The sequence below is a fragment of the Streptomyces sp. NPDC003247 genome (genome assembly GCF_042888135.1).
Lineage (GTDB): Bacteria > Actinomycetota > Actinomycetes > Streptomycetales > Streptomycetaceae > Streptomyces.
Genome location: NZ_JBIAPF010000003.1, coordinates 722,824 through 740,074, shown reverse-complemented (window position 1 = coordinate 740,074; position 17,251 = coordinate 722,824). Strand labels below are relative to the sequence as shown.

Genomic DNA, 17,251 nt, shown 5'->3' with positions numbered 1-17,251 from the left:
CTTCCGCTCATCGTTTTCCGCTCATCGTTTTCTGCTCTGCCACCGGGCCCGCCGGTCCGCCAGCCAGGCGTGCACGCCGGTGGGCGGGCTGAGGGACCGGTAGCCCTCCCGCACCCGGCGCCAGGCCGTCTCGCGGGCCTGGAGCCCGCTGCCCACCGCGGCCGAGGACATGAACGCGTCGATGGCGTCCGCCGCCCACGCCGAATGTCCCGTCGCGACGTTGTCGATGGTGTTGTGGATGTCGACGAACCGCGTGCTGAAGCCGTGCTCGCGCAGCGCCAGCCGGGCCCGCCGGTAACTGCCGCCCACGCCCGAGAGCTCCATGGCGAGGTTCAGCCCCAGCACCTCCGGCTGGAACGTCCGCGGGAAACGGCCGATGCTCAGCCAGAACACGGGCAGGTCGAAGGAGCCGTCCCGGAACCCCGGCCAGCGGGCGAACTCCGCCGAGCCGGTCGGCGGGAGGTCCACCCCCATGTCCGCGACCAGCTCCCGGTAGATGAGCGGGTGGTTCAGCCGCGGGTGGCCGTTGCCGAGCTCGTCCCAGTACGTCTCGAACAGCGAGTGGCCGATGTCCGAGGACGCCAGGTGGTAGTCGGTGAACCCCTGGAGCCAGGCGCCGTCGATCATCGTCAGCGGGGCCAGCTGGAGCGTCGACTCGATCAACTGCTCCCGGGTCGGCAGCCCGGCGTCCGAGGTGCGCTCGAACTCCTCGGCGTGCCGGTCGTGCTGCCCGGACAGCCACGGCCGCAGCCCCTCGGCGGGCCAGCTGTCGGGCAGCGGCATGTCCTGCCGGGCCATCCGCACCCGGGCCCGGCCCAGCCACCCGTGGACGTACTCCAGCGCGTAGCGGCGTACGGCCGGGGTCTGGGCGCGCCGTTGCAGCAGGACGTACGCCTCCCGCAGGTCCGCGGGGGCCCGGCCGTCCGGCGGCTCCTCCTCCAGGACCGTACGCACCGGGGCCCAGTGCCGCGGGGACGGCCCGTCCGCAGCCGCAGTCGCGACCCCGCTCGCCCGCCGCGCGGGCGGGTCCTCGGAGGCGCCGTCGCCATCGCCGTCGTCTCCGTCTCCGTCGGGGAGGGACGCGATCCAGCGGCGCAGGACCGCCAGGTCCTCCTCGGAGAAGACGCGGAACATCGCGCCGCGCTCACCGACCAGACCGTTGACGAGGGGGCTGCGCTCCGGACGGCCCGGGCGGACCAGTGAGCTGCCGGCGAGCGCCGTGAGCAGCGGGTACGGGTCGTCGCGGGCCTCGTCGAGCCACTCGGCGAGCGGCCGGCCCTCCAGCTGGAAGGAGCGGTGGTAGACCGCGCCCTCACGGGCGCGCAGCCGGATGAGCTCGGCGGCCTGCCGGCGCGGGTCGAGGACGCCGGCCAGCTCGGCGCGCAGCGCCTCGTGCCACTCCCGCAGCGCCGTGAACGCCCACCGGGCCCCCGCCAGGACGCGGGCACGCGTCTCGGACGGCGACTGCTCCAGCAGGGCGTCGACCGCGGCCAGCGACGCCTTCAGCCCGCCCGCCGGCTCCTGCGGCCGGGGCGCGCCGGGATGCAGCGCGTCCCAGTCGACGCCCGCGTCCACCAGGTCCTTGAGCGGCGCCAGCGCGGGCAGCAGGCCGACCTGCCGGAGGCAGAGGTCGGCGCCGAGGATCTCGGCCCGGAAGTCCTCCGGCCGCCGGCTCATCAGGAGCAGGAGCGCCGGGAGGACGAACGCGTCCTCCCGCACCCGCGTGTCGAGCGCGGTACGGGCGGCCGGCACCGCGTTCTCCGCCACCCGCAGGCCTTGCAGCAGGGCGAGGTGGGCGTGGCCCCGGGAGGCGCGCGGATGACCGACCCCGACGTCCGAGGCGTACAGGGTCAGCGCGCTCAGGGCCGCGGGGTCGTCCGCCTCGGCCATGCTGCTCAGCCACTGCAACCACGCGCCCGACACCAGGTTCAACGGCGAGCAGTCGAGCGCCAGCCGCTGCGCCACGCGTTCACGGACGGCCTCCTGCCGGGCCCGGCCGGCCAGGTCCCGGAAGACCCGCGTCTCGTCGGCGGCCCAGGCCTCGGCCTCCCGGCACAGTGCCTCCAGATCCTCGGGGGCGTGGCCGGACGGTACCGACCGGTCGATCGCGTCGCGGACGTCGGCCACCGGTACCCGGTCCGCGTGCGGGCTCTCCGGATCGCAGAACGCGGCGTACCACGCCCTGGCCCAGGAGGGGGGCCGCGCGGTGTCACGCGCGGCCTTCCCCGTCGGCCGCAGGACTGTCGAAGACATCGTTTCCGGTCCTCCCCCCTAGAACATCGGATAAATGGAGGCGTCGTTGTTCCGCTTTCTGCGGCGGCGCCGGAAGAGAGCATCGACGATTTTGCGGATGAATCCCATGGAATTCCCCTTGTCAGGTCACCGGAGGGTGAGTTGTTCGGCGAGCAGGCCGGCCACGATGTCGTGTCCCTCGTCGGTGAAATGAATACGGTCCACGAACACCCAGTCCTCGTCCTTGACCGCCGAGCCGAGCACGGGGTTCAGGTCGAGGAAGGGAACGTTCAGCTTTTCGCAGCCGCCGCGGAGTTGATCGGCGTACCGCCGCCCCGCCTCGATCGTGCAGATGTCGCCGTACGCCTGGCTGAAATTGGCGATGCCGTCCAGCTCGTCGAAGAGCAGTTGTTCCTGGCGGGCCGGCCGCTCGCGCACCCACGGCGCGAGGGGCTGGAGGACGAAGGTGAGCCGGGCCCCGAGGCCCTGGGCGATCAGCCGCCAGGTGTCGAGGTGGCGCAGCGTCAGCTCGACGGCGAGGTCCAGCTGGCCGGAGAGGTCCGGAGCGGTCAGCTCCGCCTCGGAGCGCCGCGGCGCCCGGCGGGCCGACCACCGCGACTGCCCGCTCGCCCGGCGCTGCCGGGCCTGGAGCTCCTGCACCTGCTCGAAGTACTCGTGGCCGTTGAAGAACGCGCCGCTGTCGCCCTGCATCCAGCGGGGCAGCCGGGCGAGGCCCAGGTTGTTGAACCCGGTGAACAGGACGATCTCCTCGATCTGCGGCACCAGGTGGCGGTAGAGCGTGAAGAGCAGCAGCTCCTGGGCGGAGTTGAAGCTCCGGCCGCCGAAGTTCAGCCACGGCAGGGCGGGCGCGTGACGGTCCCACAGCCGGGAGGCCAGGGTGTCCGCGTCCGAGGAGGCGCCGATCCCGAAGACGGTGGAGCTGCCGGCGATCAGCCGGACGGGCCCCTCGGGCACCCGTCCGCCGGCCGACGCCCGCTGTCCCTGCCCCTCGGACAGGCGGAAGCCGAGCCGGTCGGTGTTCACCACCTGGGACCGGTGGTCCGAGGCGTGGAAGTACATCAGGTAGGGCAGCCAGCGGATCTCACCGCGGTCGTCGAACTTCTCGGCGTACTGGAGCATCTGCGGGGTGAGTTCCGCGCGATGAGAGGTCATGGACGAACCGCCTCCTTTCGGTCGATCCGGCCCGGCACCGGCGTGCCGGGCGGCGGAAGTCGGGACGTGCGGTCTTACGGCTTCGGCATGTGCGGTCGTACGGCTTCGGGACGTGCGGTCGTACGGCTTCGGAGGTGCGGGCGTACGGTTCCGGAGGTGCGGTCGTACGGTTTTCGGATGTGTGGTCGTACGGGTTCGAACGGTCGGACGGCCGCGGGCGGTCAGGCGGCCGTGGACGTCAGACGGCTTCGGAGGAGAGGGCGGCGGGCTTGCCCGCCGGCGGCAGGTCGGCGCCCGGCGCGTACCGCGCCCTGGTCGACTCCGCCCAGCGCACGACCGCCGGGGCGGCCAGGCCCGCCGCGAGGAACAGGGCGCCCATCACGTGCCAGCCCGGTTTCCCCCAGCCGATACAGAGCCAGGTCAGCAGTGCCGGGCCGAACGACTCGGCCAGTCCCATGCCGATGCCGAAGACGCCCAGGTACTGGCCGATGGCGTGCCGGGGCGCGAGCACGTTGGACACCTCGAAGCCCCCGGCGGCCTGCCACAGTTCGCCCACGCTGTGGACGACGACCGCGGCTCCCAGCAGGGCCACGGCGGCCCAGGCCGGGGATCCCGCCGCCCACGCGACGGCGGCGCACGCCGCGCAGAAGGCCCACCCCGACCGGCGCAGCGCCAGCGCGGCACGGCGGGGGGTGTCGACCCGGCGGCCGACCGCCACCTGCAACAGGATGATCATGGCCGTGTTCACCACGACGGCCGCCGAGATCACCCAGCGCGGTGCGGAGGTGGCGCTCACCACCCACAGCGGCAGGGCGACGGTGAGCACGCGGTACTGGATGGACAGGACACCGTCCAGCAGCGACAGCGCGAGATAGGGCCGGTCGCGCAGGGCGGCCCACCGGCCGCGGGTCTGCTCGGGCGCCTCGACGATCTCCGTGCGCGGGATCCGGAAGGCCGGCAGCAGCGCCACCAGGAAGCAGGCGCAGTTCAGCAGGATCAGCCGGTGGTACGCCGGTGTGGTGTCCGCCTGCGCGGCCCAGCCGGCCGCCATCGCCCCGACGGCGATGCCCACGTTGGTGACGGACCTGATGTACGCGCGCAGTTCCTGCGGCCGGCCGTCGGCGATGTCGTTGATGATGGGACCGCGGGCCACCAGGAGCGTGGCCTGGGCGACGGTCGCGAGGACGACGACGAGCAGCACCGACCAGGAGGCGTGGACGAGCAGGAACGCGCCGGTCGCGGCGGCGCTCAGCAGCAGGCTGGCCACGAAGACGGCCCGGGGCCCGCGCCGGTCGGCGACATGGCCGGCCGGGACGCCGAGGAACAGGGACACGAACCCCGCGATGCTGAAGGCGACCCCGATCTCCATGGCCGGTAAGTGGACCACGCGGATGAAATAGAGGACACCGGCGGTGAGGAAAATTCCTTTTCCGGTGGAACTGGCCAGCGTGGCAAGGGCTAATGCGCGCTGCGCCCCCGAAGCAGGCAGGACTGCGGACCCCCGAATGCGCACAGCAAACCCCCGTTTGAACGCGTGACAGCGAGGTTACTGACGTGTTATTGACAGCGCAACGGGGATCTCGGCACCTGAGACGCCGCACGCCAGAACGGTTCCGATTTACGTGGCCGGGACAACGAACGGGCCGACAGGCGGAGTTCGCCTGCCGGCCCGTGGCCGTTCCGGTTCCGACCGGAGATCCGACCGGACGGGAAACGATCAGGAACCGTACTCCCAGGAATTCATGTATTCGTTCTGGTCGTCGGTGAACGAGTCGATCGTCACGCCCATGCTGTCCAGCTTGAGCCGGGCGACGGACTTGTCGATCTCGGTGGGCACCTCGTGGACCTGCGGGGCCAGGGAGGCGTGGTTCGCCGTCAGCCACTCGGCCGTCAGCGCCTGGTCCGCGAAGGACATGTCCATCACCGAGGCGGGGTGGCCCTCGGCGGCGCCGAGGTTGACCAGCCGGCCCTCGGCGACCAGCAGCAGGCTGCGGCCGTCGGCGAGCACGTACTCGTCCGTCTGGTGACGGATGCGGGAGCGCTTCTCGACCGCCATGGCCTCCAGCGCCGCGACGTCCACCTCGACGTCGAAGTGGCCGGCGTTGGACAGGATCGCGCCGTCCTTCATCACCTCGAAGTGCTCCTGGCGCAGCACTCCCCGGTTGCTGGTGACGGTGACGAAGACGTCGCCGATGCGGGCCGCCTCCGCCATCGGCATCACCCGGTAGCCCTGCATCAGCGCGTCCAGCGCCTTGGTCGGGTCGACCTCGGTCACCACGACGTGGGCGCCCAGGCCGGCCGCGCGCTGGGCGACGCCCTGGCCGCAGTAGCCGAAACCGGCGACGACGACCGTCTGCCCGGCGAACAGCAGGTTGGTGGCCCGCATGATCGCGTCGAGCGACGACTGGCCGGTGCCGTACCGGTTGTCGAACATGTGCTTGGTGTCGGTGTCGTTGACCGCCACCATCGGGAACTTGAGGGCACCGGAATCGGCCATCTGCCGCAGCCGGACGACGCCGGTGGTCGTCTCCTCGCAGCCGCCCTTGATGGTCCCGAGCAGCTCGGTGCGGGCGGTGTGGACCGTGTTGACCAGGTCGCAGCCGTCGTCGAAGACGAAATCGGGGTTGATGTCCAGCGCGGAGTCGATGTGCCGGTAGTACCCGTCACGGTCGATGCCGTTGACGGCGAAGACGGAGATGCCGTACTCGACCACGAGCGCCGCGACCGTGTCGTCCTGCGTGGACAGCGGGTTGCTGGCACAGGCCGCGATCTCGGCGCCGCCGGCCTTCAGCGTGCGCAGCAGGACGGCCGTTTCCGTGGTCATGTGCATACACGCGGCGAACCGGACGCCTTCGAAGGGCTTTTCCTTGGCGAACCGTTCTCGTACCTGGCGCAACACGGGCATGTTGCGCTCGGCCCACTCGATCCGGCGCACACCCTGCGCGCTCAGTGTCTTGTCCTTGACATCGTGCTGGGGCAGTTCAGACATGGCGGGACGGGCCTCGCTCTCCGGTAGGCAGGGTGGTGGTCGGCCCATGGCCGTCGACCGCCCGGGGCGGGCGGTCGCGGTCGGACCGAGATCGGTGTCAGGCCGTGGCTTCGGTACGTGCCACGGCCCGGTGCCCGGGCAGGGCGACGGCCACCAGCAGCGTGGTGACCAGGGCGACGACGGCGCCCGCGGTGAAGGCCGTCTGGAATCCGGCGGCCTGGTGGTCGGGGGTGGGATCTCCGAGCGACTCGGTGCGGGCGGTCGCCAGGCTCACCAGGATGGCGACGAAGGCGGCCGTACCGACCTGCTGGAAGGTGTTGAGCAGTCCGCCGGCGAGACCCTGGAGCCGCTCCGGCACCCCGGCGGTGGCCGCCATCATGGCGGTGGAGAAGAAGGCGGCGAACCCCATGCCCATGAGGATCGTGCCGGGCAGTACGTCGGCCGCGTACCCGCTGTCCGCCTCGATCCGGGAGAGCAGGAACACCCCGGCGGTCACCAGGGCGCCGCCGACGACGCACACGCCCTTCGGCCCGAACCGGCCGGCCGACAGGGCGGACAGGGGCCCCGCCACGACGACGGACAGGCCCAGCGGCAGGAAGGCGAAGCCCGTCTCCAGGGCCGAGCGCCCCTGGACCTGCTGGAGGAAGAGCGACAGCTGGAGGGCCGTGGTGCCCATGACGCCGGGGATCAGGAAGCTGGCGACGTTGGCGACGCTCAGGGAGCGGCTGCGGAAGATGCCGAGCGGCACCAGCGGGGCGGCCGACCGGGCCTCCACGACCACGAAGACGACGAGCAGGACGACGCCCACCGAGCAGCTGACCGCCGCGTGGGTGCCGTCGTCGGGCACCTGGCTCAGTCCGTTGATCAGGGCCACGAAGCCCGCGGCGGACAGCAGGACGCCCGGCAGGTCGTAGGCGCGCTCGCCCCGCGCGCCGCCGGCCCCGGGCAGCACCTTGAACGCCGCGAGGAGGGCGGCGGCCGTCAGCGGCACATTGACGAAGAACACCGCACGCCAGCCCGCGAGTTCGGTCAGTACGCCACCGAGCAGCACGCCGATGGCGAAGCCGCTGGCGGACGCGGCGCTGAACCAGCCCAGGGCCCGGTTGCGTTCGCCCTCGTCGGGGAAGCCGGTGGTGATCAGGGAGAGCGCGGCCGGCGCGATCAGCGCGGCACCGACGCCCTGCACGGCCCGCATGGCGATGAGCGGTTCCGGGGCCGTGGCCAGCCCTCCGACCAGGGAGGCGGCGCCGAACGCCGCCACGCCCACGACGAGCATCAGACGCCTGCCGAGCAGGTCCGACAGCCGCCCGCCGAGCAGCAGCAGACTGCCGAAGCCGAGTGCGTAGGCGCCGACCACCCACTGGGTCCCCACGGCGCCGAGTCCGACGGAGGACTCCATGCTGGGCAGCGCCACATTCACGATCGAGAAGTCCAGCAGCAGCATCAGCTGCACACCGCAGAGCAGCACGAGCGCGCCGGGCCGGTTCCTCTGCGCCGCGACCTGGCTTCCTGTGCTCTCCCGATCAAGCGCTCCGGCTTCGGACATGCAGGAACACAGCCTTTCGACAAGGGGGATTCGGTCCGGGCTCGGCGAGCTTAGCCGAACGATCCACAATGACATCCGGACGCCGATGTATGAGGCATCTGCTTTCGGACAATCCGCGGGCGGCGTCTGGCCTGCGGCGCGGACCACTGTCCGGATGTCCGCCGGGGATTTTCGGCCATCATCCCGGAATTATCTCGGATGGTGGACGGGGAGATGCCTTGTCCGAAGCGAGGGTGCGGGGATACGTTCGAAGCGCTGAAAGGGGGAACCACAGTGTCGCCCATAGAAACGACTCGATGTCGTAGAAACTCGTGCACGACGCCCGGCGTTCTGTTAAGCGCACCGCCGGCGGGCCGGCGCCCGCCGTCCTCGGCACCGTCCGATTCCCTCCCGTGTCTTCCCGTTCGCCTCACGGCCGACCTGCCGCCGCCTTCCAGAAAGCGGCGCGTGTCCAGGTCCGGCAGGCGAGGACGGGGAAGCGCGGGAGGGTTTGCATGAAGCTCGACCTGCAGCGGCTCTCCCGCCACTACGTCGTTTCCCGGTCGCTCGACAAAGACCCGAACTGGAATGCCTCCCTCCATATGGACGGAGTGGTCTGCCGGTCGATAGCCAATTGGTACGGCCAGGCCCCGCTCACCTCCGGGACGAAGGAAGAGGCCCTTCAGTACCAAATGCTGAAGGAAGACACGCTCGACCAGTTCGAGGTGTTACGGGAAAACGGCGTCACCATCGAACCGTGGCTCTCCGAGGGACAGCCCTACACTTCTTCCGCCACCCTGTCCGACCAATTGCACGCCGACCGGAAACTCTATGTGTTCCTCACGGCGAACGGACACGGGCAGAACGGGCAGCAGAGCGGGACACAGGACGCCCAGCGTCCTGAGGACCACCCCATGCTCGAACCCTCGCCGGTCTCCTCCCGAGGGGTCCGGCTTCTCTTCAACGACCTTTTCCGCGCCGTTCACGACGCGTTCGGCCACGCGGCGCGCGGAAATCGCTTCACCGCACGCGGCGAGTTCATGGCGGCCTGGGACCACATGAAGATGTACCGCCCCGCCTGCCATCCCGTCCTGCTGTCGGAGACCGTCGGCCAGATCTGCTGGTTCTACTTCGGCCCGCATCTGCGCCGGCCCGACGGGTCCGTGCCCGGCCCCTCCGACCACGACTACGTACCGCCGTCCCAACGGCCGTACTCCCCGCAGAAGACCGTCCCGATGCCGGACGAGCTGCTGTCCGCCTTCCGTTCTCTCTTCAAGCAGGTGAGCAGATGACTGCCGACGTCCGGGAACACTTCCCCATCCTGAACCAGCAGGTGGACGGCCACCCCCTGGCCTACCTCGACAACGCCGCCACCACCCAGAAGCCGCGCCAGGTCCTCGACGCCGTCGTGCGCTACTACTCCGAGTCGAACGCCAACGTCGGGCGCAGCGTGCACGCCATGAGCATGCGGGCGACGGACGCCTACGAGGCCGCGCGCGAGACCGTCCGCGCCTTCGTCAACGCGGCCGACGCGGCGGAGATCGCGTTCACCAAGGGCACCACGGAGTCGGTGAACCTGGTGGCCGAGGGCTACGCCGCCCAGGTCGTGGAGGCCGGCGACGAGGTCGTCATCAGCGGCATGGAGCACCACTCCAACCTCCTGCCCTGGCGCCGCCTGTGCGAGCGCAAGGGCGCCGTGCTGCGCGTGGTCCCCACCGACGCCGACGGGGAGCTCTCCGCCGAGGCGTTCGTCGAGCACCTCACCGACCGCACCCGGTTCGCCGCGGTGGCGCACGTGTCCAACGTGCAGGGCACGGTCAACCCGGTCGAGGAGATCGCCGCCGCGACCCGGTCCCGCGGCATCCCGCTGCTGGTCGACGGCGCCCAGGCGGTCGCCCACCGGCCGGTCGACGTACAGGCGCTGGGCGCCGACTTCTACTGCTTCTCCGGCCACAAGATGTACGCGCCCATGGGCATCGGCGTGCTCTACGGGCGGGCCGAGCTGCTGGAGCGCATGGACGCGATGCTGGTCGGCGGCGGCATGGTCAAGCAGGTCACCGTCGCGGGGCCGCTCGCCGTCGCCAAGGCGCCCACCCTCTTCGAGGGCGGCACGCCGAACATCGCCGGGGCCGTCGGACTCGCCGCGGCCGTCGACTACCTCACCGCCCTGGGCCTGGACCGGGTCCGGGAGCACGACACGGAGCTGACCGCACGCGCCGCCGCCGGGCTGCGCGCCCTGGACGGGGTCCGCGTGTTCGGGGCCCAGCAGCCCTCCGGCGGTCTGGTCTCGTTCGGCGTCGACGGTCTGCACCCCTACGACGTGGGCAACCACCTGAGCGCCCACGGGATCATGGTGCGCACCGGGGTGCACTGCGCCATGCCCTTCGTCGACAGCCTCGGCGTGGTCGGCACCGTGCGGGCCTCGTTCGCGGTCTACAGCACGACCGACGAGGTGGACCGGCTCGTCGAGACGGTCGCCACCGCCGAGAAGGGCTTCTGGACCAACGAACACCCCGACGAGCGCTTCCTCGACCTCTGAACGGCGCGGCCCGCGAAAGGACGGTCCATCCCTTGACGGACAACCAGAACGCCGCGTCTGCCTTCAAGGCGCAGCAGGAACGCAACTGGCACGAACTCAGCTCCGGCTGGGACAGGTGGTACGAGCTCTTCGAGCGAGGCGCCGACCCGGTGACCCGCATCCTCCTCGAAGGGTCGCACCTGCGGAACGCGGGCTCGGTGCTGGACATCGGCAGCGGCACCGGCCAGCCGGCCCTCGCCGCGGCCGCGCGGGTGCCCGAGGGCCGGGTGGTCGGCGTGGACCAGGCCGAGGGCATGCTGGCCGTGGCCCGGCGCCGGGCGGTCGAGCAGGAGCTCACCAACGTCCGGTTCCTCCGGCAGGACGCCGAGGAACTGGACCTGGAGGAGGGCGAGTTCGACGCGGTGGTCAGCCGCTGGAGCCTGATGTTCCTCCCGGACGCCGACCGCGTCCTGCACACCGCCTTCCGCGCGCTCCGCCCCGGCGGCACCTTCACGGCCGCCGTCTGGGGCACCCCGCCCCAGGTCCCGATGCTCAGCCTGGCCTTCGGGATCGCCGCGGCCCGGCTCGGCCTGCCGGCCCCGCCGCCGGGCGCCCCGGGGCCGTTCAGCATGGCGGACGCCGAGGCGCTGTGCGAGCGGTTCACCAAGGCCGGCTTCCAGGACGTCGACCACCAGGAGTGCCGGATCGTCTTCACCCCGCGCGACGTGGCGGAGTTCGTGGACTTCTCCTGGGACCTGCTGCCCGGCTGGCTCCGGGCGAAGCTGGCGGAGACCTTCGGCGACGAGCGCGACCAGCGGACCGTCCAGGCCGTCGCCACGGCGGCCAGGGACTTCGAGACGGACGGCGGGGGCCTCGCGGTCCCCTGCGTCGCTCACTGCGTACGGGCCGTCAAGCCCGCCTGAGCCAGACCGTCCGACCTCCCAGGGAGACCCCTCATGGAATTCGACACCAAGCTGGTCCAGGTCGGCCAGGAACCCCATCCCGGCACCGGCGACATCGTGCCGCCCATCCACCTGGCCTCCACCTTCGAGCAGCGGGCCCAGCAGGACCTGCGCTACTTCTACGGCCGCGGCGAGAACCCGACCCGGGAGGCGCTGGAGCGCTGCCTCGCCTCGCTGGAGGACGCCTCGCACGCCCTGGCCTTCTCCTCGGGCCAGGCGGCCGGCACCACCGCCCTCAGCCTCCTCTCGCCCGGCCAGAAACTGATCTCCTCCGACGACGTGTACGGCGGCACCTTCTCGCTGTTCGACCTGCTGCCCCGCTACGGGATCACGGTGGAGTACGTCGATCTGACCGACCTCGACGCCCTCGACGCCGCCCTGACCGACGACACCGGTCTGATCTGGATCGAGACCCCGACGAACCCGCTGCTGAAGGTCGCCGACGTGAGCGCCATCAGCGAGCGGGCCCATGCCGCCGGTGTGCCCGTCCTGGTCGACAACACCTTCGCCAGCCCGGTCGTGCAGCGTCCGCTGGCGCTGGGCGCCGACATCTCGCTCTACAGCACCACCAAGTTCATCTCCGGCCACTCCGACGTCATCGGCGGCGCCCTCGTCTACAACCGGGAAGACTTCCACACCTCGTTCTTCCGGTACCGGACCTCGGCCGGGAACGTGCCCGGGGCGCTGGACTGCTACCTGCTCCACCGCGGTGTGAAGACGATGTCGCTGCGCGTCCGGCGGCAGAACGAGTCGGCCGAGCGGCTGGTGGAGCTGCTGAACGGATCGCCGAAGACCGGCGCGGTGCACTACCCGGGGCTGGCCGCGCACCCGCAGCACGACATCGCCGCACGGCAGATGGACGGCTTCGGATCGATCATCTCCTTCGAGTACCTGGGCGACGTGCAGGAACTCCTGGAGAAGGTCGAGCGGTTCGCCGTGGCGGTCAGCCTCGGCGGCGTGCGGTCCCTGATCGAGTGCCCGGCGCTGATGACCCACCGGCCCATCCCGGCGGAGACCCGCAGGCGGCTGGGCATCGGCGACAACCTGGTCCGGCTGGCGGTCGGCATCGAGGACGTACGGGACCTCGCCGCGGACCTGGAACGGGCGCTGTGATCCGGCGGGCGCGGGAGGCACGGTGAACCCGGCGGCCGGGGCGGGGGCCGTGCCGTCCCCCGGCTCGCCGGTGCTCGTCGACGGCGCCAAGGGGACCGAACTGCAACGGCTCGGGATCAGCGTCACCGAGCCGTGGTGGACCAGCGCCGCCCTGCTGGACCTGGAGGGACAGCGGCAACTGGCCGACATCCACCGGCAGTACGCCGCCGCCGGCGCCGACCTGGCCACCGCGATCACCTTCCGCACCAACCGGCGCACCCTGCTGCGCGCCGGGGCCGACGAGCACGCGTCCGAGGTCCTGGTCCGCCGGGCCGTGGCACTGGCCCGCGGCTCGGTCCGGCCGGACCCCGACGGGCGGTCCCCGGTGCTCGCCGCGTCGGTGATCCCGGTGGAGGACTGCTACCGGCCGTCCCTGGTGCCGCCGGAGGAGGAACTCCGGGCGGAGCACGCCTGGCTGGTGCGCCAGCTCGCCGCGGAGGGCGTCGATCTGGTGCTGGCGGAGACCATGAACACCGTGCGCGAGGCGGTGGCCGTCGTCGAGGCCTGCGGGCGCGAGGGCCTGCCCGTGTGGGTGAGCTTCGTCTGCGGTCCCGACGGCGCCCTGCTGTCCGGCGAGCCGGTGACGGACGCGGCGCGGGCGGTCGCGACGGCGGGCGCGGCGCTGGTCTGCGTCAACTGCACCACCCTGGAGGGCACCGACCTGGTGCTCGACCGCTGGTCCCACGACTGCCCGGTCCCCTTCGGGGCCTATCCCAACCTGGAGGACCGCTCGGGCATCGCGGACTGGACACCGGTGGACCGCTACGTCCCCGTCCGGCACGACCCCGAGGAGTTCGCGGACCTCATGGCCGAGCGGACCGGCCGCTACGGCCTCTCCCTGGTCGGCGGCTGCTGCGGCAGCACCCCCGACCACATCGCGGCCCTACGCAAACGCCTGCCCGGCTGAACCAGCGCCGACCTGCCTGCCCGGCGGTCCGTCTGCCCGGCGGTCCGTCTGCCCGGGGGTCCGCCTGCCTTGCGGTCCGCCTGCCTGGCGGTCCGTCTGCCCGGGGGTCCGTCTGCCCGGGGGTCCGTCTGCCTGGCGGTCCGTCTGCCCGGGGGTCCGCCTGCCTGGCGGTCCGCCTGCCTGGCGGTCCGTCTGCCTGGCGGTCCGTCTGCCTGGCGGTCCGCCTGCCCGGAGGCGGCTCACCCGGCGGCGGACGTCGGGCTGGCCCGGCGGCGGTTCGGCGGGCGTCGGCTTGTGCTGGCGGCGGTCCGCCCGGCGGCGGTCCGCCGAACGCCGGGCCGGCCCCGCGGCGGTGCGCCCGGTGTCCGGGCGTACCGGGGGGCGGTCTGTCCGGCGTCCGGCTGGTCCGTGCGGTCCTTCGCCCGGCCCGCGCTCACTGCACGGGGTGGACAGCCGGGCGGGGGCACCGGGCGTGTCGGACGGCCGGTCCGCGCTCACCGGGCGGGGTTGACCGGGCGGGGCGGACAGCCGGCCGGGGTTCACCGGCCCGCGCTCAGGACGGTCGGTCCGTGCTCATCGGGTCGGGCGGGCCGCCGGGGCGGGCAGGCCGGCGCAGATGGCCTCGACGAGTCGTGCCACGCCCTCCTGATCGTTGGCGGGCAGGACGAGGTCGGCGGCGGCCAGTACCTCCGGGTGGGCGTTCGCCACGGCCGCGGCGAGCCCCGCGGCCCGCAGCATCGGCAGGTCGTTGGGCATGTCGCCGACGGCCGCGGTGGCCGTGACCGGCACGCCGTAGTGGCCGGCCAGCCGGCGCAGCGAGGCGCCCTTGTCGACGCCGCGCGGCGAGATCTCCACGAAGTGCGGTGTCGAACGGGTGGCCTCCACCGCGTCGCCCGGCCGCACGAGCAGGTCCCCGAGCGGTGCCGCCGGCAGCCCGGCGTGCACGGCCAGGACCTTCACCGGCGGATCGTCCGCCGCAAGGGCCGCCACGGCGTCCGGCACCGCCGTGTGCGTCCAGCAGTCGGGCACCAGCTCCGCGAACCCCGGCTCCAGCCAGAGCCCGCGTACGGTGTCCACCCCCAGCACCACACCGGGGACCCGGGCCCGCAGGCGCGCCAGCAGCCGCGCGGCGTCCCCGGCGGTGAACCCGCGCCGCTCCAGCACCCGGCCGGTGGACGCCTCCGCGGTCACCGCCCCGTTGCTGCACACGACGAGCCCCCGGAACCCGTGGTCGTGGACCGCGCCCAGCGCGTCCCGCAGGGGCCGGCCCGTCACGTAGGCCACGGGCAGGCCCCTGCGGTCCGCCTCCGCCAGGGCGGCGCGGGTGGCCGGGCCGACGGTCCCCGCCGCGTCGAGCAGCGTGCCGTCGAGATCGGTGCAGACCAGCCGCACACCGGCCACGCCGTTCACCGCGGTGTCCCGGCGCCGCGGTCGGCCGTTCCGCTCACCGGGACCCACAGCCGCACGCGCAGCGGCAGGTCGCCGGTGAGCCAGACCTCCACCCGGCCCTCGCGGACCAGCCGGCTCCGGTCGGGACCGTCGCCCAGCGGCATCCACACCCAGTCGCTGTCGGGGTCGAGCAGCCAGCGGATCACGCCCCGGTCGCCCGGCTCCCCGTCGTCGGCGCGCCGGGCCCGGGGCACCACCCGCGCCATGATCTCGGGGACGTCGAGGAGGTCGACGGTGGTGGGCTGCGCGTGGTCGTCGAGCCAGATCCAGACGCGGGAGTGGAAGGTGACCGTGGCCCGCTGGGCGTGCGGTGCCAGGCCGTCCGCCCGGATGGTCAGGACGCCGATGCCGGCGTCCCAGTCGACGGACGGACGGGTGGTGGTGCCGGGCTCGCTCATGGTCTCCTCCGCGTTCGTACGGCCTGCGGTCGGGACGGCCTCCGCTCTCGCGCGGCCTGCGGTTTCATACGGCCTGGAGACGGTCCAGGCCGGTGACGGGTACCTCCTCGGGCAGCCGGGCCGGACGCAGTTCCACCTCACCGACGACCGTGTCGCCGGGCGCCTCCAGCACCCACCGGACCGTGGCGGCCACCGAGGAGGTGGCCATCTTCAGCGGTGAGGTGTCACCGGGCAGGTTCGCGATGGCGCCCGGGCTGACGAGCGTGGTGCCCACCCCGTGGTGGCGCTCCTCCAGCAGCAGCACCTCGGTGATCGCCTTGAGCGCGGCCTTGGTGGCGCAGTAGGCCGCCCCTCCCTCGAAGAACCGGCTCCCCGCGTGCGAACCCATCAGGACGATCCGGCCGCCGCGGGCGCGCAGGGACGGCAGTGCGGCCTGGACCAGCGCGATCACCGAGGTGAGGTTGACGTCCAGGGCCTCCTGCCAGCGCTCCAGGGGCAGCGTGGCCAGGTCGCCCAGGGCGCGTTCCACGCCGTTGGCGACGACGGCGTCGAGACCGCCGGCCCGTTCGGCCGCCTGCCGGACGGCCGGGCCCACGTCCTGCGGCCGGCGCAGGTCGCAGTGGACGTTCTCCACCCCGGGCAGGTCGGCCGGTGTCCGGCCCAGCCCCCACACCCGCCAGCCGGCCGCCCGGAGTTCCTCGGCGACCGCCCTGCCGGTTCCCCGGTTGGCACCGGTCAGCAGCACCGTGCGGCCGCCTCCGGCCGCCGTCATCCCCGGACCCGGCGGACCAGGTCGGTCCAGGTCGAGATGATCGTCGCCGGGTCGGCGCCCTGCCGGAAGAGGTCCTTGTCCAGGGGGTTGCCGACGTCGTCGCGCAGCCGCATGCAGTCCGGGGAGATCTCGGAGTTGATGACCGGCCGGCCCTCGCCGTCGACGCCGATCACCAGACAGAAGTCCCACAGGTCGAGCGGGGCCAGCCAGGAGCGCAGCAGGGCGTTGGTCTCCAGGGCCACCTCGCGGAACGCCTCCACGTCGGTGCCGGCCGCCCTCAGGTAGTCCTCGCCGATCGGCTGGTCCTCGGGGTCGATGCGGTAGTCGAACTTCACCACCGGCGGGTTGAACCGGTGGCCCTCCGGAAAGAGCCCCGGATACTTACGGGTCGTCGACCCGGTGGCGAGGTTCTTCACGATCACTTCGAAGGGCGGGGCCGGAATGTAGGAAGCGCGGTAGGAAATGTCACCGAGTCGTTCCAGGAAAACCGTGCGCACTCCCTTCTCGGCGAGTCTCGCGGCGGCCAGTTCGTAGAAGTCGAGCCGGAGCCGCGCGGTCTGCGGGATCATCTCGTCACGGTCGTAGGTGTAGCTGCGCAGACTCGGAATGAGTTCGATGTCGCAGGTTCCGTCGTCATTGAGCCACAGTCGCTTGCTGCGACCCTCGATGTCGGGCTGCCGGTCGATTCCTGCCATTGTCTTGTCCTCCCCTACTCGATGGCCCCGTGCGCGGGGGCCCGACGGTGGAATGGAGCGGAACACGGCACGCGGAGGGAACAAGGCTCTCGGAGCCGTCGCCCTCGGCCGGGAAGTCGGAGGAAACGCTCTGCGCATGAGGCGCGGACCCGCGCACCGCACTCAGTCCCCGGTGCGGTCGCGGTACAAGCCCGTGGAGGCTGGAGAGACCTTACCTCCCGCCGGATCGCCGGAAACATCATCGACTTCGCGGTCTCAGAATTCGGAATGCTCGTCCGCCGCGCTGCCGGCGGAACGGGTCGGAAGCATTGATTCCATGCCGCCGTTTCGACGTGACATCGCCCGGTATGGGGGTGGCCCGGCCGCGCTCGGGAAAGGTGGCCAATTTCCATCGGTCGGCAGCTGGGAAACGACGGGAAACGACGGGAAGCGACGGGAAGCGGCGGCGCCGGCGGGTGGTGTCCGGACGTCGGCAATGG

The 17,251-nt window shown here is 72.2% G+C and carries 14 protein-coding genes; 5 read left to right on the top strand and 9 right to left on the bottom strand.

Translation table 11 applies throughout. The annotated features are described in order from the left end of the window. Nucleotides 1-21 precede the first annotated feature (21 nt). From ACFYWQ_RS12595 to ACFYWQ_RS12575, 5 genes are all read right to left on the bottom strand, one after another. Nucleotides 22-2,253, bottom strand: a complete 2,232-nt coding sequence (locus ACFYWQ_RS12595; protein WP_389515539.1) for an iron-containing redox enzyme family protein — start codon at nucleotides 2,251-2,253, stop codon at nucleotides 22-24. A gap of 126 nt (nucleotides 2,254-2,379) precedes the next feature. Next, nucleotides 2,380-3,405 (bottom strand): SGNH/GDSL hydrolase family protein, encoded by a 1,026-nt coding sequence (locus ACFYWQ_RS12590; RefSeq protein WP_389515537.1) that lies wholly within the window; start codon nucleotides 3,403-3,405, stop codon nucleotides 2,380-2,382. A gap of 238 nt (nucleotides 3,406-3,643) precedes the next feature. After that, on the bottom strand, nucleotides 3,644-4,918 hold the full coding sequence (locus ACFYWQ_RS12585; RefSeq protein ID WP_389515535.1) for an MFS transporter: 1,275 nt from the start codon (nucleotides 4,916-4,918) through the stop codon (nucleotides 3,644-3,646). A gap of 204 nt (nucleotides 4,919-5,122) precedes the next feature. Further along, nucleotides 5,123-6,394: an adenosylhomocysteinase gene (locus tag ACFYWQ_RS12580; RefSeq protein ID WP_389515533.1), complete on the bottom strand. Its 1,272-nt coding sequence runs from the start codon at nucleotides 6,392-6,394 to the stop codon at nucleotides 5,123-5,125. A 97-nt stretch (nucleotides 6,395-6,491) separates the two neighbouring features. Next, complete coding sequence (locus tag ACFYWQ_RS12575; protein ID WP_389515531.1) at nucleotides 6,492-7,940, bottom strand: MFS transporter; 1,449 nt, start codon at nucleotides 7,938-7,940, stop codon at nucleotides 6,492-6,494. A 494-nt stretch (nucleotides 7,941-8,434) separates the two neighbouring features. Between ACFYWQ_RS12575 and ACFYWQ_RS12570 the strand changes: the two genes are divergently transcribed. Genes ACFYWQ_RS12570 through ACFYWQ_RS12550 form a run of 5 tightly spaced genes read left to right on the top strand, consistent with a single transcriptional unit; the run spans nucleotide 8,435 to nucleotide 13,458 of the window. Further along, nucleotides 8,435-9,211: a hypothetical protein gene (locus tag ACFYWQ_RS12570; RefSeq protein WP_389515529.1), complete on the top strand. Its 777-nt coding sequence runs from the start codon at nucleotides 8,435-8,437 to the stop codon at nucleotides 9,209-9,211. Beyond that, on the top strand, nucleotides 9,208-10,458 hold the full coding sequence (locus ACFYWQ_RS12565; RefSeq protein WP_389515527.1) for an aminotransferase class V-fold PLP-dependent enzyme: 1,251 nt from the start codon (nucleotides 9,208-9,210) through the stop codon (nucleotides 10,456-10,458). The genes ACFYWQ_RS12570 and ACFYWQ_RS12565 overlap by 4 nt, the downstream gene beginning before the upstream one ends. Before the next feature lie 32 nt (nucleotides 10,459-10,490). Further along, nucleotides 10,491-11,360: a class I SAM-dependent methyltransferase gene (locus ACFYWQ_RS12560; RefSeq protein ID WP_389515525.1), complete on the top strand. Its 870-nt coding sequence runs from the start codon at nucleotides 10,491-10,493 to the stop codon at nucleotides 11,358-11,360. A 33-nt stretch (nucleotides 11,361-11,393) separates the two neighbouring features. Beyond that, a complete protein-coding gene (locus ACFYWQ_RS12555; RefSeq protein ID WP_389515523.1) occupies nucleotides 11,394-12,512 on the top strand; it encodes a trans-sulfuration enzyme family protein in 1,119 nt (372 codons plus the stop codon). 22 nt (nucleotides 12,513-12,534) lie between these two features. Next, complete coding sequence (locus ACFYWQ_RS12550; protein WP_389515521.1) at nucleotides 12,535-13,458, top strand: homocysteine S-methyltransferase family protein; 924 nt, start codon at nucleotides 12,535-12,537, stop codon at nucleotides 13,456-13,458. A 573-nt stretch (nucleotides 13,459-14,031) separates the two neighbouring features. Here the strand turns inward: ACFYWQ_RS12550 and ACFYWQ_RS12545 are convergent. The 4 genes from ACFYWQ_RS12545 to ACFYWQ_RS12530 form a co-directional block, all read right to left on the bottom strand. Then, nucleotides 14,032-14,868, bottom strand: coding sequence for an HAD family hydrolase (locus ACFYWQ_RS12545; RefSeq protein WP_389515518.1), 837 nt, complete (start codon nucleotides 14,866-14,868; stop codon nucleotides 14,032-14,034). Beyond that, the gene (locus ACFYWQ_RS12540) at nucleotides 14,865-15,305 is read right to left on the bottom strand and encodes a hypothetical protein (RefSeq protein WP_389515516.1); all 441 of its coding nucleotides are present in this window, start codon (nucleotides 15,303-15,305) and stop codon (nucleotides 14,865-14,867) included. Before ACFYWQ_RS12540 ends, ACFYWQ_RS12545 begins: the two co-directional genes overlap by 4 nt. Nucleotides 15,306-15,369: 64 nt before the next feature. Then, complete coding sequence (locus ACFYWQ_RS12535; RefSeq protein ID WP_389515514.1) at nucleotides 15,370-16,077, bottom strand: SDR family oxidoreductase; 708 nt, start codon at nucleotides 16,075-16,077, stop codon at nucleotides 15,370-15,372. Further along, on the bottom strand, nucleotides 16,074-16,772 hold the full coding sequence (locus ACFYWQ_RS12530) for a phosphoribosylaminoimidazolesuccinocarboxamide synthase (protein ID WP_389515512.1): 699 nt from the start codon (nucleotides 16,770-16,772) through the stop codon (nucleotides 16,074-16,076). The genes ACFYWQ_RS12535 and ACFYWQ_RS12530 overlap by 4 nt, the downstream gene beginning before the upstream one ends. Nucleotides 16,773-17,251 lie beyond the last annotated feature (479 nt).